Raw genomic sequence first — 15,713 nt, forward strand, 5'->3', positions numbered from 1 at the left:
GTGCAAGCAACGTGCTTAAGCAGCCGCTGCGTCCTTCAGCTTCTTCAGCGCGCGTGCCTTGATGCGCACGCTAGCCGGCTTGGCCGGGAACCAGCGCTCTTCACCCGTGAACGGGTCTTTGCCGAAGCGCTTCTTCTTCGCCGGAACAGCCTGCACGACGATCTTCAGCAGACCCGACAGCGTGAATTCGCCAGCGCCCTTCTTGTGCACCGTGCCGAGGATCGTGTCTTCGAGCGCGGCCAGCACAGCCTTGGCGGTCTTCGGTTCCACTGCAGCACGCTCAGCGATGTGAGCTGCCAACGAGGCCTTCGTGAAGGTGTCCTTGATCGGCGCCGGTGCGCCAGACGCCTTCACGGCGACCTTCTTGGCTGCGACGGCTTTCTTCGCAGGAACTTTCTTTGCAGCAACCTTCTTGGTCGGTACCGGGGCAGCAGCCTTCTTGGCCACCTTTTTTGCGGAAGTCGGCATGTTTCTCCTACCTGTTGTGGTCAGTGAATTGCTCGAAGCGCACACCGTATGTGCACGCTTCAACGCCGGATTCTACAAGCGCTAAAGCGATTTGCGCGACTCTTTTATGTATTGCGACGAAGTTTTTTGCGCGGCTCCAACAGCGCAACACGTTTTAGTACCTGTTTTAGCGGCTAAAACGCGCGCGGCGAGATCTTTAACATGCAGGAGTAACGCACGTTACAGTTCGTTTCGGCTGCGGTTTCGAGGCGGTTGCGGCGGGGCGACCTGGCGTTTTCGCCCCTTGAATCAAGGCATATTCTTCGTTTGACGCGTCAAGCAACGCATGCCCTCGACGCTTGACGATGCCTACGCCTCGCTTGCGGCGAGCTTCATTTCAGCGTGCGATGCGCGGCAGGATGCCGGCGAGCGTCGTCAGCGCGGTGTCGATATGTTCGGCCGCGATACTGCCATAGCCGAACATCAGCCCCGGCTGCGGTGTCACACGATGGTGAAATGGCGCGAGTCCATAGAGACCGATCGACGCTTCACGCGCGGCGGCGACGAGCGCCTCTTCGCCGAGCGACGCCAACGACCCCTTCAGCCGCGCCGCCAGATGGATGCCGGCGGTCGGCACGATCGGTTCGAACCAGCGCGCAAGGCCGCCTTGCAGATGGTCGAGCAGTATCGCGCGACGCGCCGCGTACGCCTTGTGCATGCGCCGCAGATGGCGCGCGAAGTCGCCATTGAGCATGAACGACGCGAGCGCCGTTTGCGTCAGCGTGCAGCCGTGACAATCGGCGATCTGCCGCGCCTTCAGCAACGGGCCGTGCAACGATGCCGGCGGCACCAGATAGCCGATGCGCAGCTCGGGAAAGATCGTCTTCGAAAACGTGCCGACGTAGGCGACGAGACCGGCGCGATCGAGGCTCTTCAGCGGCTCCATCGGGCGGCCTTCGAAACGGTACTCGCAGTCGTAGTCGTCCTCGATGATGACCGCGCCGCGCTTTTGCGCCCATTCAAGCAGTTCGACGCGACGCTCGAGGCTCATCGGCATACCGAGTGGAAACTGATGCGAAGGCGTCACGTAGACGAGCCGCGCCTTGTCCGGCAGTTTGCTGACGATCAGGCCTTCGCGATCGACAGGGACCGGCGCCACGCGCGCGCCCGTCACCGTGAAGCATGCATGCGCGGGCGGGTAGCCGGGGTCTTCAATGGCCGCGATTTCGCCGGGCCGCAGCGTGATGCGCGCGATCAGATCGAGCGCGTGCTGCGCGCCCTGCGTGACGATCACGTCTTCCCAGTTGCTCGACACCGCGCGGTTGAATGCCAGATAGCGCGAGATCGCGAGCCGCAACTGCTGGTCGCCGGCGGCCTCGCGATAGGTGCCGGGGCTGCGCGCCTGGCTGCGCAGCGCTTGATTCACGCAGCGGCGCCAGACGTCGAACGGAAACAGCGTCTTGTCGGTCGCGCCGCCGATGAAGTCGAGCGGCGACGACACCGATGGCCGCGGCAACGGCAGGCTGTCGGGCATCCGCTCCCACAGCGGCTGCGCGCGCGCGGCGGCCTTCGCTTGCGCAGCCGCCCGCTCATGCGAACGAGCCGCCGCGCGCGCCTGTGCGGAGCGCTCGGCGGGCAGCCGTTCGAGCCCGTCGGCGACGAAGGTGCCCGAACCGGCGCGGGCGCTCAGATAGCCTTCGGACAGCAGCCGCTCGAATACGTCGAGCGTGGTTTTGCGCGACACGCCGAGCTGGGTCGCGAGGTCGCGCGTGGACGGCAAACGCGTGCCGCCGGCAAGGCGTCCTTCGACAATGCCCGCGCGCAACTGCCGATAAATCTGTCCGGACAGATCGTGATGGCCTTCGACCGCGATATGAATGTCCATTCGGGTGGTTACCTCAAATAACGGCGAAATGGTTACTTCGAACGACCAGTGGCGAACGTAAGCTTACCTCCGCGGACGCCCATTTGGGCTTCCCCGACACTCACCGCATCGCAGCTGAACGGCTGCGCGTTCTGCCTCGACATGCACGTAACCGACGTGCGCCAGCATGGCAAAACCGAGTGGCGTCTCGCGACGCTGGCCACGTCGCGCAAACGCGCGTGCCGGATAGGGGGTGGGAAGCGGTGAAGCCGCATTTCAGCGAGCAGGAAATCAGCGACCTGACGCTGCTGATCGTTGCGACCGACGGCTGGAACCGGATTGCGGTGTCGTTCAGGAAGATGCCGGAGTAAGCGGCGCGCGCTTTCGCAGCGGTGTCAGAAGATCACGGACGTCGCCACCGCGAGCCAGATCGCGCTCACGCCCGCGAGAAACAGATGCCGCGCGATGCGGATGCGTGTGTCGCTGCTCTCCGGCTCGACGGGACTCGTGGCCATCCACGGCACGAGGCCGAGGCACGCAAAGCCGGCCAGCGCCAGCACGACGACCACGACATGCGCCTTGAGCCAGACGGTCGGCTCGAACAACCCCCAGTAGCCGAGAAACAGGATGCCGATCGAGAACACGGTCGCGGAAGCGGCGCTGAGCGCAGGCACCGATCCAGTTGGAGTCGGCATGCTGGACCTCCGATCGTCAGGTTGCGGCGGCGCTCGCGCGCGGCCGCGGCGAGCGGTCAGGAAGTACGGGTTTGACGCGCTTCGTACGTCTTCAGATGACTATAGGCGATGCGCAGCAGCGACAAGCCGTGCTCGCCCTTTTGCGCGTCGCCGCCGCGCGCGATCAGGTCGCCGAGAATATGATCCGCCTCGGTGTGCGAGCGGTTTTCGACGTCGCGCAGCATCGACGCGGTCAACTGCGACGGTGTCAGCAGCACCTGGGTGGCGCGCGCGTCGAAATCCGCGGCCATCGTGAAGCCGTTGTGCTCGGCCACCGCGCGGCATTCGCCGAGCAGATTCTCGATTGCGCGCTTGCCGTCAGGCGCAGCCAGAATATCGCCGACCGAACCACGCATCAAGCAGGTACTCCCCGCCAATGTGGCCAGGAACACCCATTTCTCCCACATGCGCAGCAGGATATTGTCGCTGACCGCGACGTCGAAGCTCGCGCCGGACATCGCATCGGCGATCGCCTGGGTCCGCTCCGAGGTGCCGCCCACCAGTTCGCCGAACGTGATCGCGTGCATGTCGTTCAGATGCATGATGTGCTGCTCGGCATTGAGCGTCGCGGCGATCACGCACTGGCCGCCGAGCACGCGCTCCTTGCCGAAACGCGCGGTCAGCACGTCGATATGGCGCATGCCGTTGAGCATCGGCAGGATCAGCGTGTCTTCGCCGACGAATGGCGTGAACGAATCGATCGCGTCGTCGAGACTGTAGGCTTTGCAGCTCAGCAGCACGAGGTCGAACGGCTCGGCGGCGACCCCGGCCAGGATCGTCTTCACGTCGCGCAGCTGGAGATTGCCGCGCGGGCTGTTGATGACGAGGCCGTCGCGCCGCAGGTTTTCCGCGCGAGCGGCGCGCACGAGGAAGGTCACGTCCTGCCCCGCCGCCGCCAGCCGTCCGCCGAAATATCCGCCTACCGCGCCCGCCCCTACTACCAGAATTCGCATCTTGAGCCTCTTGAAAGATTTCGATTTGCCGATCATGCGCGTCGCTGGCCGCGCATCCCGATGGTGCCGCGTGTGGGGTTCTTGTGCAGGAATGTAGCAAAGATTGGGGATCGGTTCCGGGAAGGCGTTACTGCGGCGCGGGCGCTTGACGAAAGCGGGCGTTTTCGAAGTCCCGCGCATCCTGGCTGCAACTGCGGTATGGCGTGCGTTACTGCCGGGCCGCCACCGTTTCCCCCTGCTCCCACCCGCCGCCCAGCGACCGATACAGCGCGATCGCCGCAAGCGCATGCTCGCGCCGGGCCTGATTGAGCGACTCCGAGTCGCGCAGATAAGCTTGCTGCGCGTCGAGCACATCGAGGAAGCTCGATGCACCGCCCTTGTACAACTCGGTCGACAGACGCAGCGCCTGATTCGACGCATCGAGCGCACCGCCCAGGCGCTGCACCTGCACCGCGCCGCTGACGAGATCGCTGCGGTTGTCCTCGACTTCCTTCAGCGCCTGCAGCATGGTCTGCTGCAAGCCGAGCTGCGATTCGCGCATGCGGCTCTCGCTCGCGTCGATGTTCGCGGTGATGCGTCCGGCGTTGAAGATCGGGCTCGTCGCGTTCAACGCGGCACTGAACAGGTTGTCGGTGAGGGTCGGCAAGCCAAGGTACGACGATGCGAGCAGCCCATTCGTCAGATTGATCTTGAACTTCGGATAGCGCTCCGCCTTCGATACCCCCACTTCCGCCGCGCGCTGCTCGACGAGCGCGTAAGCGGTGCGCACGTCCGGCCGATGCAGCAACGCGTCCGACGACAATACCTCGGGCGCGCTTTGCGCAGGCACCGGAATCTCGCGCGCGTCGGTAAGCAGCGTATCGACGCTTTCCGGCGTACGCCCCGAATACACGGCGATCAGACTCAATTGATGCTGCACCGTCGATTGCATGCGCGGAATCTGCGCCTGCAGATCCTCCAGCTGATTCTGCGCGCGGGCGACATCGAGCTGCGTCGACAGTCCGTAATGCAGACGCGCCTGCGTGAGCTTCAGCGCACGGCTGCGAATCTGCTCGTTGTCGTCGAGGATCTGCAACTGCGCCTGCGCCCAGCGCAGATCGATATACGCAGCCGCCGTGTTCGCGGCGAGCGCGAGCCGCAACTGGCTCAGCGCCGCAACGCTGCCCGACACTTGCGCCTGCGACGCGAGCACCGCGAGACGTTCGCCGCCGAACACGTCCGGCGTCCAGCTCGCGGCCAGCCCGACGCCGGCCTGTCGCACATAGCCGAGCGGCGGCGGCGTGTTCTGCCGTTCGGTCGACGCGCCAGCGTTCGCATTCAGCTCCGGCAGCAACGCCGCGCGATTCTGCGTCACCAGGTCCTGCGCCTGTTTCACGCGCTCGGCCGCGGCCTGCACGTCGAGATTGCCGGTCAACACCGATTCGATCAGCTGATGCATGACCGGGTCGCCGAATTGCGCCCACCACGCATCGGTGTTCACGCTAGCTTGCGGTGCATCGACGCTCCAGGCGGTCGGCGCCAGCGTCTGCACCGCATGCGGCAAATCCGCGTGCGTGGCGGGTTGCACCGCGCAGGCCGCGAGCGTCAAAAATGCCGCGCTCGCCACTAACTTCATCGCCATCCGTTTCATGTTGAACTCCTAGTGGGCATCGGGCGGGGGCGCGGTGTTGCCGAACGGGCGCGAGAACAGCACGCTCAGCAAAGCGACCACGAAGCACAGCGAAACCGCCAGAAAGGCGTCGGAGAACGCGAGCACCAGCGCTTCGCGCGTCAATGCCGCGTGCAATTCGGCCAGCCCCGCAGTCGCGGCGTTCAACGCGTCGCCGCCGACTGCCGACAGATACTCGGCCTGCTTCTGCAAGATCGATTCGACGACCGGACGGCCCGCGTTCAGATGCTCGTCGAGCCGTTCGTAGTGAAGGTTCAGACGGTCGTTCAACATCGTGCTGCTGACCGCGATGCCGATCGCCCCGCCGAGATTACGCATCAGATTGAACAGCCCGCTCGCGGAGCGCAGCCGCGACGGCGGCAACGCGCCGAGCGCCATCGTCACGATCGGCGGAATACAGAACTGCTGGCCAATGCCGCGCAGCGCTTGCGGAATCAGCAACTGCTGCCAGCCCCATTGGTTCGTCAACGGCACGTACAGATAGCAGCCGAGGCCGAACAGCGCGAGTCCGATCACCATCAGCAGGCGCATATCGACGAAGCGCGCGAGCGTCGAGTACGCGGCAAGCGCGAGCAACTGAAAACAGCCGACGGACAGCAGCGCGAGGCCAATCTGCAACGAATCGAAGCCCCGCACGCGGGCGAGAAACACCGGCGTCAGAAACACGGTGCAGAAGATCCCGATCCCGGTGATGAACGACAGCAGACTGCCGATACCGAAGTTGCGCAGCGCAAGCGCGCGCAGATCGACGATCGGCTCTTTCGCGGTGAACGCATGCACGAGGAACAGAAACCCGCAGATTGCCGCGACCCACGCGCACAGCACGATCACGTCGTCGCCGAACCAGTTCTTGCGCGGCCCTTCTTCGAGCACGTATTCGAGGCAGCCGAGAAAACCCGACATCAGCACGATGCCGAAGTAGTCGCCTTTTTTCAGCAGCGACAGATCGACCTTGTCGATATGCACGTACTTCGGCACCAGCAGCGTGACGGCGACACCCGGCACGAGGTTCAGATAGAACAGCCAGTGCCACGACCATTGCGACGTGATCCAGCCGCCGATCACCGGGCCGATCGTCGGTGCAAGCGACGCGAGCGCGCCGATCGTCGTCGAGGCGATCAAACGCTGCTTGCCGGGAAACAGCACGAAGGCGGTCGTGAATACGGTCGGAATCATCGCGGCGCCGAGCGCGCCTTGCAGACCGCGAAACAGGATCATCGAGTTGATGTCCCATGCGAGCCCGCACAGCATGCTGGTGACCGTGAAACCGAACGCCGAGAACGTGAACAGCCACCGTGTCGAGAACACGCGCGTGAGCCACCCTGACATCGGAATCACGATGATCTCCGCGATCAGATACGAGGTCTGCACCCACGACAGTTCATCCTGACTCGCGGACAGCCCGCCGCCGATATCGCGCAGCGACGACGCGACGATCTGGATATCGAGCGTCGCCATGAAAAAGCCGACGCACATCAGCGCGAAGGCGAAGACCTTGGTGCGGGTCGGCTGATCGGCGGGGTTGTCGAAAACGTCGGTCATGATCGGTTCATCCTTGCGCGGCCGGATGGCCCGCATCGACGTGCACTTTCACCGTCGCGGAGAGGCCCGGACGCAACACGCCCTGCATGTCCTTCGGCACGTCCAGACGCACGCGCACCGGCACGCGCTGCACGATCTTCGTGAAGTTGCCGGTCGCGTTTTCCGCGGGCAACACGCTGAAGGTCGCGCCGGTCGCGGGCGCAAGGCTTTCGACCACGCCGTGCAGCGCCGTGCTCGACGCGTCGAGCTGGACCTCGACGCTGTCGCCCGCGCGCATCTTGCGCAGCTGGTCTTCCTTGAAGTTCGCGTCGACCCACAGGCCGCTCGCAGGCACGACGGTCAGCAGCGATACACCGGTGTTCGCGAGCAGCCCGACGCGCGCGGTGCGATTGCCGACGTAGCCGTCGATCGGCGCGCGGATCGTCGTGTACTCCACGTTCAACGCGGCGACGCGCTGCGCGGCCTGCGCGGTCGCGATGCGCGCTTTCGCGTCGCCGATCTGCGCGTCGAGCACCGCGATCTGGCGTTGCGCCGCGAGCAGCGCGGCGTTGCTGCGGTCGACCGCGGCGCGTGCTTTGGTCAGATCCGCATCCGCTTTCTCGACGACCTGGTTCGATACGGCGTCGTCCTTCACGAGCTCGCGATAGCGCGTCTGGTCGGCCGCGCTGCGCGTGAGCTCGGCACCCGACGCACGGACCTCGGCAGCCTGCTCATTGATCGCCGCGAGTTGCAGCGATTTCTTCGCTTCCAGCTCGGTGACGGCGGCCTGCGCGCTCTCCACTTCTGCATTGGCTTGAGCGAGACGCGCGTCGTAGTCGCGGGCATCGAGACGCACCAGCACCTGGTTGGCATGCACGAACTCGTTGTCGTGCACCAGCACATCGGTGACGAAGCCGTTGACCTTCGGCGCCATCACCGTGACGTCGCCGCCGACGTAGGCATCATCGGTGGTCTCGAGGAGGCGGCCGACGAAGAACCAGTACGACGTGGCCAGCGCCAACGCGACGACAACGGAGATGATCGCGAGCAGCATCCACGGGATACGTCGCGCCGCTCTGACGGGTTGCACCGCGCTCGGGGGCGCGATGGTCGAAGGAGTTGTGGACATGATGTCGATATGTGCGTATGCACTCTTCAGGTTGAAAAAAACGGCGCAATGCGCCGGCCTCCGCTACCTCTAGCGTTTATTTCAAAGCGGATCTCTGGTGATCGCGAATAGCTCGGTGCGCAGCGCGGCCGCGCGCTCCTCGCCGAAGCGGTGTTCGAACTCGGCCTGCGCGACATACCAGTGCGCGCGGCCCGCGTCCAGCCGCTCTTCGCCCGCGGCGGTCAACGAAATCAGCAACGTGCGCGCATCCGCGCCCAGCGCCTCGCTCGACACGAGCCCGTCGCGTCGCAGCGGCTGGATCGTGCGGACCAGCGTGGTGCGCTGCATCCGCATGGCTTCGGCGACCTGCTTCATTGTCATCGGACCGGTGCGCTTCAGACGCCCTAGCAGCGAAAACTGCGTGATGGTCAGCCCGACATTCGACAGATGCCGGTCGTAGATCTGCGATACGTGACGCGCAGCCTGGCGGATCGCAAAGCAGTCGTCGTCCAAGAGCGCTTCCATTCGCCGCACTTCCTTTGCTCGTTAGTGCATATGCACATCAAAAGGCGTTATAAAACCCGCCGAAGCGGGTTCATTACGCCGATCTAGCCGGTGATGCTGAACAGCTCCGCGCGCAGCGTTTTCGCGCGGGCGCGACCAAACTTCATTTCGAATTCTTCCTGCGCGGCGCGCCACGCGACCGATGCCTGATCGAACGTGGTCTCGCCTTTTTCCGTCAGGCTGAACAGCAGCGTGCGGTTGTCGTGGTCCGCCGCTTCGGCCAGCACGAGGCCGTCGCGCTGCAACGGCTTCATTGCGCGGACCAGCGTGGTGCGCTCCATGACCATCGCGTCCGCGAGTTCTGCGATGGGCAGGTTCGGGGTGCGCGCAAGCTTCGCGAGGATCGTGAACTGCGCAGCCGTCAGCCCGACGCTGCCGAGATGGCGCTCGTAGATCTGCGTGACGTGCCGCGCCGCCTGGCGCAGCGCGAAGCAGTTGCATTCGTCGTAGGAGAGAGGACGGTTCATGAAGCGAAGTCTATGTGTGCATATGCACGGCGTCAAGTTTTTTGTAGCTCGACAGGCGAATCGCCCGCGCGGCAAGCTTCGGCGGCAGCGATCGACCGTTTCCGGCTTGCCGGCCGGCTCGACACGCTGCGCCACTGGCGCTTCCCGCGCCGCGCGATGGCCGGCCCGTCGAAAGCACGCGGGAGATCCGCGTGCATTTCGACGTGGGTTGAGAGCAGCGCTTACTGGCTTGCGCAGGTGAAGTTCGCCGCGACGTTCACGTCGCCCGAGCCGTTATAGCGCGGGAACGTCGGGTACTGGCACAGCGGCCGCGTGCGTCCGGGCACGCCCGCCGTATCGGCGACGATCTGCGCGGGGGGCGCCACGCCGTTCTCGACCCAGTTTTCGAGCGTCGTCAGCGAATCCCACGACGCGTTGAATACGCTGCTGACCGCATGACCATAGCCGGGAATCTCGTAGAAGCGCACGAAATTCGCCACCGTGGATGCGCCCATCGTCGCTTGCAGACGCTGATAGTACTGCTCGGTCGAGCGAGTGCTGACGAGCGCGTCGGCCATGCCGTGCGCCATCAGGACCTTGCCGCCCTTCGCGTTGAATGCCGACAGATCCGTCTTGTTGACGTCTTGCAGCCCCGTCAGTTGACTGATGCGCGCCTGCAGACTGCCCGGATTCTGAGGATCGACACCGAGCGAGTTGTAGCTCGGGTCGCGCGTGACGAAGTAGCGGATCCACTGATCCCAGAACACGCTCAGATACGGCGCGGTCTTCGGCATCGGCGAGGCCGGTTGCGACGTGCCGAGCGCGAGCGTGGTCACCGTCGGCTGCAAGGCGGACGGATTCGCGATGCCGAGATCGGCGCCGTACACGTTGAAGCCCGGATACTGCGTCTCGCCGCTCGCGAGCGTATAGCCGAACGTGATCGGCGTGTTGTACACGTTGAGCGCCGCGATCTGCGGATCGGACAGGCAGGTGTCGCCGGTATCCGCGCCGCCCGCGCACCGCAGCGGCGTGCCGTTCAGCGTCGCCGTGGTGGGATTGAAGGTCGCGTTGCACGCGGCGACGTTGCTGATCAGACCGTCGGCGACGCCGTCGAGCGCGTCGCAACTCGCGAGCACCGTGTCGAGCAGCACCTTGCGCTTCGCCTGGTCGAGATAGGCGTCCGGCGCCGCGAGCGCGCGCGTGATGCGCCCGAATTGCAGGTCGAGGCTTGCGGCCGCCCATGCCGGATACAGCACGATCGAGCCGTCCCAATCTTGCGGCCAGCGCTGCACCACCGCCAGCGCTTCGCGTCCGCCCGACGAGCCGCCCGCGAAATACGCGCGCTTCGGCGCCTTCACCGCGTAGCGCTGGTCGATCAGATAAACCGCCGCGTCGCGGGTTTTCTTCAGCGCGTCGCCGTCGAAGTTCCGCATCGCTTCGTCGTTCACGCCGAACGACGCGTCTTCGCTGCCGAGCGCATTGGCCTGGTGTCCCGAGTCGCTCGCGAACACCGCGTAGCCACGGCCGAGCGGCGTCGGCTGCGCGGTCGGGCCGGCCGGCACGTTGCCGGTCGGCGCGGGAATCGTGCCGTCGTAGCCGCCGCCGCCGAACATCATGATCTTGCTGTTCCAGTTGGTCGGCATCGCGATCTGGAATTTGATCTGCGGCGCCGCGGGATCGACGGGACCGATCGCGCCGCTCACGAGGCAGTATTCGCCGGTCGCCTGCGCGCCCGAGCCGGCCGCGGGCATCACGGCCGCCGCGGTCACCGTTGCGCCCGTGGTCGGCAAGCCGATCGCCGACGCCGGCACGGTCTTGCCGGCAAGCTGCGCGCAGCTAAGCGGCGCGGCGGCGGTCGACTGAATGTTGTCATCGCCGCTGCCACAGCCGCTCAACGATAGAGCCGCGAGCAACGGTGCGACGGAAACGACAGGAACAAAAGAGGACAACGACGGAACGGCGCGCTGCATGGGCATGACTGTCTCCATCTTGGTTTGGAGACGCGGTCGCACGAGCCGGCTTGATCTCGCACGCCGTGTCTGCGCTGAGGGATGTAAGGCGCGGAGGGTTACGGCAATGCGCTGCATAGCAAGCGGCATGCCGCGGACAGCCGCCGGGCTATCGCTTGCGTTGCGTCTTCGTGTGGAAGGATCTGAGCCGATGGCGACATGCGCATCGCATCGCATCGCATCGCATCGCAGGGGACTACTGAAAGCCCAGACCGTCTGGGCAAAAAGTATCTGGCGAGTCAGGAAGAAAGGTCGACTTTGCAATCGGCCCGGCTTCGGTGCGGCCGGGCCGGACGCCGTAAAGGACGACAGCGTCCACGCGGCTTCCCGCGCTCGCCGCCGCCCGTTCGATCGCAGCCCGGTAATCAGAACCGCTGCTGCAAGCCGACCATCACGCCGGCCTGATTCTCGCCGGTGCCGATCGTGCCGCCCGCCGCGACGGTATTCGCCGCTTTCGAGCTGTTGAACATATAACCGAACGACGTATAGACGGTGGTGCGCTTCGACAGCAGATAGTTCGCGCGCGCGACCAGCAGCGTCGAGCTCGCATTGTTCAGATCGCCCGACGTGCGCTGCAGATAGCGCGAACCCTGGCCGTCGAGAGAAAACGCCGGGGTCACGAAATAGGTCGCGCCGCCGAAGAAGATATCGGTCTGCAGATGCGTGGCGGCCGACTGGTTGCGGCGGATCCAGCCCGCGCCGACTTTCACCGGTCCGAAGATCACATAGCCGTCGACGATATTGCGCGCGTCGGTGTAGGCGCTATTGTTCAGCGGCGCGGATGCACCGGCGCCACCTCGCAGCAGGTCGTACGAGGTCGCGACGCCGAAGCTCGCCGAATCATACGCAAGCAGCGCCGTATATTGTTTGCACGCGAGGTAGTTGCCCGGCACCTGGCCGCCGCAATTGGTCGCCGACGGTCCCGCCGGACCCGCGGCATCGCGGCCGAAGCTGTAGGTGCCGCCCACCGTGACGCCGTGGAACTTGCCCATATAGCCGATCGCATTGTCGCTGCGCGCGTTCGGCAGATACGAGTCGAGGTTGCTCAGCGAGTGAATCGACGGCCCGATGATGTCCGCGTTCGCGAGCGCATACATCGTCATGTTCATCTGCCGGCCGAGCGTCAGCGAGCCATAGTCGCTGCTGATGCCGACGTTGGCCTGGCGGCCGAAGAGACGCCCGCCATAATTCAGCGCGCCCGTACCTGGCTGAAAGCCGCTCTCCAGCACGAAGAACGTCTTGAAGCCACCGCCAAGGTCCTCGGTGCCCTTCAAACCCCAGCGCGACGGCACCTCGCCGGTCAGGAACGGCATCCCGACCGTCGTGCCGCCGTGACTCGTCGCGTTGTTGTAGTACGACACCCCTGTATCGACGATTCCGTACAGCGTGACGCTGCTTTGACCGTAAGCGAGCCCCGTCGCGGCGGCGAGAAGCGTCGCGGTCCACTTCATTTTCATTTGTGACCCCTATGTATTGCGAGTGTGTGTGTTCGAGTAATCCGCAATCGACGCGCGACACCGGCCCTCTCGCTGGCCAGTTGCCGTGCGAGCGATGAATCTTGCGTAGGAGACCGAAGCTGGCAGCGGCTAGCCGCGTGCTACCTGCTGCGTGGCTTCGGCTACGGAGGGCTCGGTGTGATGCGACGCGGAGCGGCGATGATCGATCAGCGCGACCGAGGCGGCCGCGATCAGCGCTGGCAAGCCGATCGCCATGAAGTTCTGCTGCAGCGGCAAGCCCATGCCGACCAGAATGCCGATCAGAATCGGCGCCAGGATCGCGCCGCTGCGCCCGACGCCGAGCGCCCAGCCGATACCGGTCGAACGCACCGCCATCGGATAGAACTGCCCCGCATACGCGCTATTGACGATCTGCGTGCCGATCGTCGAAGCACCGGCCAGGCCCACGAGCACGAACAGGACAGCGGTCGGCATCTTGTAGCCGAGCAACGCGATCGATACCGCGGCGAGCAGATACATCGACATCAGCACGTACTTGATATGCAGCTTGTCCGCGAGCCAGCCGCCGCCGATCGCGCCGATCATCGCGCCGAAATTCAGCACCAGCACGAACGTCAACGCGGAGCCGAGGCTGTAGCCGGCCGTCGCCATCAGCTTGGTCAGCCACGAACTGAGCGCGTAGACCATGAACAGACAGACGAAGGTGCCGATCCAGAACATCACGGTGCTGAAGCCGCGGCCGTCGGCGAACAACTGGCCGATCGACGCCTTGCTCGTCTGCTCGAGGCGGCTCAGGACGAAGCGGTCGTTGGCGCGCGGCTGATAGCGCGGATCGACGCGGCGAGCCACCTGCGCGAGCTTGTCGACGTTGCCCTGACGGACCAGAAACGGCAGCGACTCGGGCATCCATCTGAGCAGCAGCGGCACGAGCAGCACCGGCATGCCCGCGGCCACGAACACCGACGACCAGCCGAAGCGCTCGATCATGCCCTTGCCTAGCACCGCCGCCAGCATGCCGCCGACCGAGTAGCCGCTGAACATCAGCGTGACCATCGTGCTGCGCAAACGGCGCGGCGCGTACTCGGTCATTTGCGCAATGACGTTCGGCATCACGCCGCCGATGCCGATACCGGCGATGAAGCGCGCCGCGCCGAATTCGAGCGGCGTCGACGCGAAACCGGCCAACGCCGTGAACACGCTGAACATCGCGAGGCAGATCGCAATCGCCCAGCGGCGGCCGATCCGGTCCGCGACCGTGCCGAACACGATGTTGCCGAACATCATGCCGAACAGCGCCGAGCTGACCATGAAGCCCGCCTTGGCGGGATTGACGCCCATCTCCTTCATGATCGACGGCAACGCGATACCGGCGACCGCGAGGTCGTAGCCATCGAACACGATGATGAGCGCGCACCAGACCAGCACGATGTAGTGCAAGCTGTTCAGCTTCGCCTCCTCGGCGAGCGCGTGCAAGTCGATTTCCCGCATGAGTGCCTCCTCCTTTTCCAAACCTGTGCGCTCGCGAGTTCAGGCGGCGATTCGCCTGACGAAGAACGCGTGAGCATCGAGCATCGGTGTGCTTTCTATGTATGAGTCGGCGCAGTGTAGGAAGCCAGAATGGTTTGCACTATCCAGAAATTGCAGATCAACTATCCAGTTCAGTCCGCTTTTTTCACGGCCGCTATAAACTCGGGCCGATCGGGTGTTGCGATATCGGTAGCTTTCCGAATTCAGCACAGGCAAGGACGCCGTTATGCTCGATCAACTACATCCGCACAGGACATCACGCCTGATAAAGAGGCCTGAGGGGGAAGCATTCCGATGCTTCGGAATGCGACTGAAAACGTAAGGCCACACTGGAGACGGCATGCCCTTGTCACCGAAGTCAGAAGCGCTGTCGCCGCTCTACCGCAATTGCCTGTTCCGGTCCGACAACGCTGTCGAGACGCACGATCACGTCGCCCGGGAGTTAAGCGATCACGTACTACGTTGGAAAAGAGGCACGCCGGACACCGCATTGTTCAAGGCGGAACTGAAGCATCTGCGTGTCTATGCGCTTCAATACGGCGCCGAGGTGGAAGTCACGCCGCAGCCGTTCGATGGCTTCACGCTGGTGCATACGTCGCTGCGGGGCGGCGCCGAAATCGAATGCGACGGCACCGTGATGAATGTCAGCGAAGGCCGCACGGCCGTGTTGTCGCCGCAACAGAACGTGCGGCTGCGCTGGCTGCCCGGTACGCAGCAGTTCATCGTCAAGGTACCGAACGCGCTGATGCTGGAGGTCTCCGGACGTTCGCCGGAAGAGGCGCTCGGACTGATACCGGGCCAGCTTCTGCCGCGGGCGCTCGGCTCACAGTGGGATCTGATCACGCAATCGCTGCTCAATATCCTGTCGCCTTCCGGCGACCGCGATATCCGCGCCGAGTGGCGCGATCATCTCGAGCGCAACCTGGCGCTGTTTCTGCTCGTCCATCAACTCCCGCAAGCGACGACGACATCTGCCGCGTTGGCCGTCGAAGCCGCCGGCGACGCGGCCGATTCGCGTCTGCAAAGCGGCAGCCCGAAGCAGATGGAAGCGTTGCTCGAATACATCGAGTCACGCCTGTGCGCGCCGATCTCGCTCGAAGATCTCGCGCGCGTCGCGGGTGTCAGCTTTCGCACGCTGAATGTGATGTGCCATCGCCATCACGGCATGACGCCGATGGAACTGCTGCGCAATATCCGTCTCGAGGCCGCGCGTACCCGGCTGTTGACGGTGCCGTCGTGCAGCATCACCGATACCGCGCTCGCTTTCGGCTTCGGGCATCTCGGCCGCTTCTCTGCGTATTACTTCGCGCGCTTTAACGAATTGCCCCGTGATACGCAGAAGCGCCGCCAGGGGTGTCCATAACGGGCCCGTTCGCTACGTTCGGCCAGCTTCCCCCATCCGTGTCCTCCAGCT

General features: G+C 64.6%; 13 protein-coding genes and 1 pseudogene. 2 read left to right on the plus strand and 12 right to left on the minus strand.

Going from position 1 to position 15,713, the window contains the following annotated elements; translation table 11 throughout:
- Positions 1-15 precede the first annotated feature (15 nt).
- A complete protein-coding gene (locus EVC45_RS06330; RefSeq protein WP_129957169.1) occupies positions 16-468 on the minus strand; it encodes an HU family DNA-binding protein in 453 nt (150 codons plus the stop codon).
- Between the two features lie 376 nt (positions 469-844).
- Positions 845-2,332 (minus strand): PLP-dependent aminotransferase family protein, encoded by a 1,488-nt coding sequence (locus EVC45_RS06335; protein ID WP_129957170.1) that lies wholly within the window; start codon positions 2,330-2,332, stop codon positions 845-847.
- A 99-nt stretch (positions 2,333-2,431) separates the two neighbouring features.
- Here EVC45_RS06335 and EVC45_RS06340 point away from each other — a divergent pair.
- Positions 2,432-2,682, plus strand: a pseudogene (locus EVC45_RS06340) (carboxymuconolactone decarboxylase family protein); the annotation flags it as partial.
- A gap of 24 nt (positions 2,683-2,706) precedes the next feature.
- Here EVC45_RS06340 and EVC45_RS06345 read toward each other — a convergent pair.
- From EVC45_RS06345 to EVC45_RS06395, 10 genes are all read right to left on the minus strand, one after another.
- On the minus strand, positions 2,707-3,006 hold the full coding sequence (locus EVC45_RS06345; protein WP_129957171.1) for a hypothetical protein: 300 nt from the start codon (positions 3,004-3,006) through the stop codon (positions 2,707-2,709).
- Between the two features lie 56 nt (positions 3,007-3,062).
- Positions 3,063-3,998, minus strand: a complete 936-nt coding sequence (panE, locus tag EVC45_RS06350; protein ID WP_129957172.1) for a 2-dehydropantoate 2-reductase — start codon at positions 3,996-3,998, stop codon at positions 3,063-3,065.
- 208 nt (positions 3,999-4,206) lie between these two features.
- Complete coding sequence (locus EVC45_RS06355) at positions 4,207-5,628, minus strand: efflux transporter outer membrane subunit (protein WP_129957173.1); 1,422 nt, start codon at positions 5,626-5,628, stop codon at positions 4,207-4,209.
- A gap of 9 nt (positions 5,629-5,637) precedes the next feature.
- Positions 5,638-7,209 (minus strand): DHA2 family efflux MFS transporter permease subunit, encoded by a 1,572-nt coding sequence (locus tag EVC45_RS06360; RefSeq protein ID WP_129957174.1) that lies wholly within the window; start codon positions 7,207-7,209, stop codon positions 5,638-5,640.
- Between the two features lie 7 nt (positions 7,210-7,216).
- A complete protein-coding gene (locus EVC45_RS06365; protein WP_211193376.1) occupies positions 7,217-8,317 on the minus strand; it encodes an HlyD family secretion protein in 1,101 nt (366 codons plus the stop codon).
- Between the two features lie 81 nt (positions 8,318-8,398).
- Positions 8,399-8,821: a MarR family winged helix-turn-helix transcriptional regulator gene (locus tag EVC45_RS06370; protein ID WP_129957175.1), complete on the minus strand. Its 423-nt coding sequence runs from the start codon at positions 8,819-8,821 to the stop codon at positions 8,399-8,401.
- A gap of 83 nt (positions 8,822-8,904) precedes the next feature.
- Entirely contained in the window at positions 8,905-9,327 is a 423-nt protein-coding gene (locus EVC45_RS06375; protein WP_129957176.1) for a MarR family winged helix-turn-helix transcriptional regulator, read from the minus strand.
- Between the two features lie 221 nt (positions 9,328-9,548).
- Positions 9,549-11,282: a tannase/feruloyl esterase family alpha/beta hydrolase gene (locus EVC45_RS06385; protein WP_373682994.1), complete on the minus strand. Its 1,734-nt coding sequence runs from the start codon at positions 11,280-11,282 to the stop codon at positions 9,549-9,551.
- A 398-nt stretch (positions 11,283-11,680) separates the two neighbouring features.
- Positions 11,681-12,772, minus strand: a complete 1,092-nt coding sequence (locus tag EVC45_RS06390) for a porin (RefSeq protein WP_129957177.1) — start codon at positions 12,770-12,772, stop codon at positions 11,681-11,683.
- A 129-nt stretch (positions 12,773-12,901) separates the two neighbouring features.
- Positions 12,902-14,260 carry an MFS transporter gene (locus tag EVC45_RS06395; RefSeq protein ID WP_129957178.1) on the minus strand — a complete coding sequence of 453 codons (1,359 nt, stop codon included), beginning with the start codon at positions 14,258-14,260 and terminating at the stop codon, positions 12,902-12,904.
- A 379-nt stretch (positions 14,261-14,639) separates the two neighbouring features.
- Here EVC45_RS06395 and EVC45_RS06400 point away from each other — a divergent pair, with 379 nt between their 5' ends.
- Positions 14,640-15,662, plus strand: a complete 1,023-nt coding sequence (locus tag EVC45_RS06400) for an AraC family transcriptional regulator (RefSeq protein WP_129957179.1) — start codon at positions 14,640-14,642, stop codon at positions 15,660-15,662.
- Positions 15,663-15,713: the final 51 nt, after the last annotated feature.

It is taken from the genome of Paraburkholderia sp. UYCP14C (assembly GCF_004197395.1).
In the GTDB taxonomy this organism is placed as follows: domain Bacteria; phylum Pseudomonadota; class Gammaproteobacteria; order Burkholderiales; family Burkholderiaceae; genus Paraburkholderia.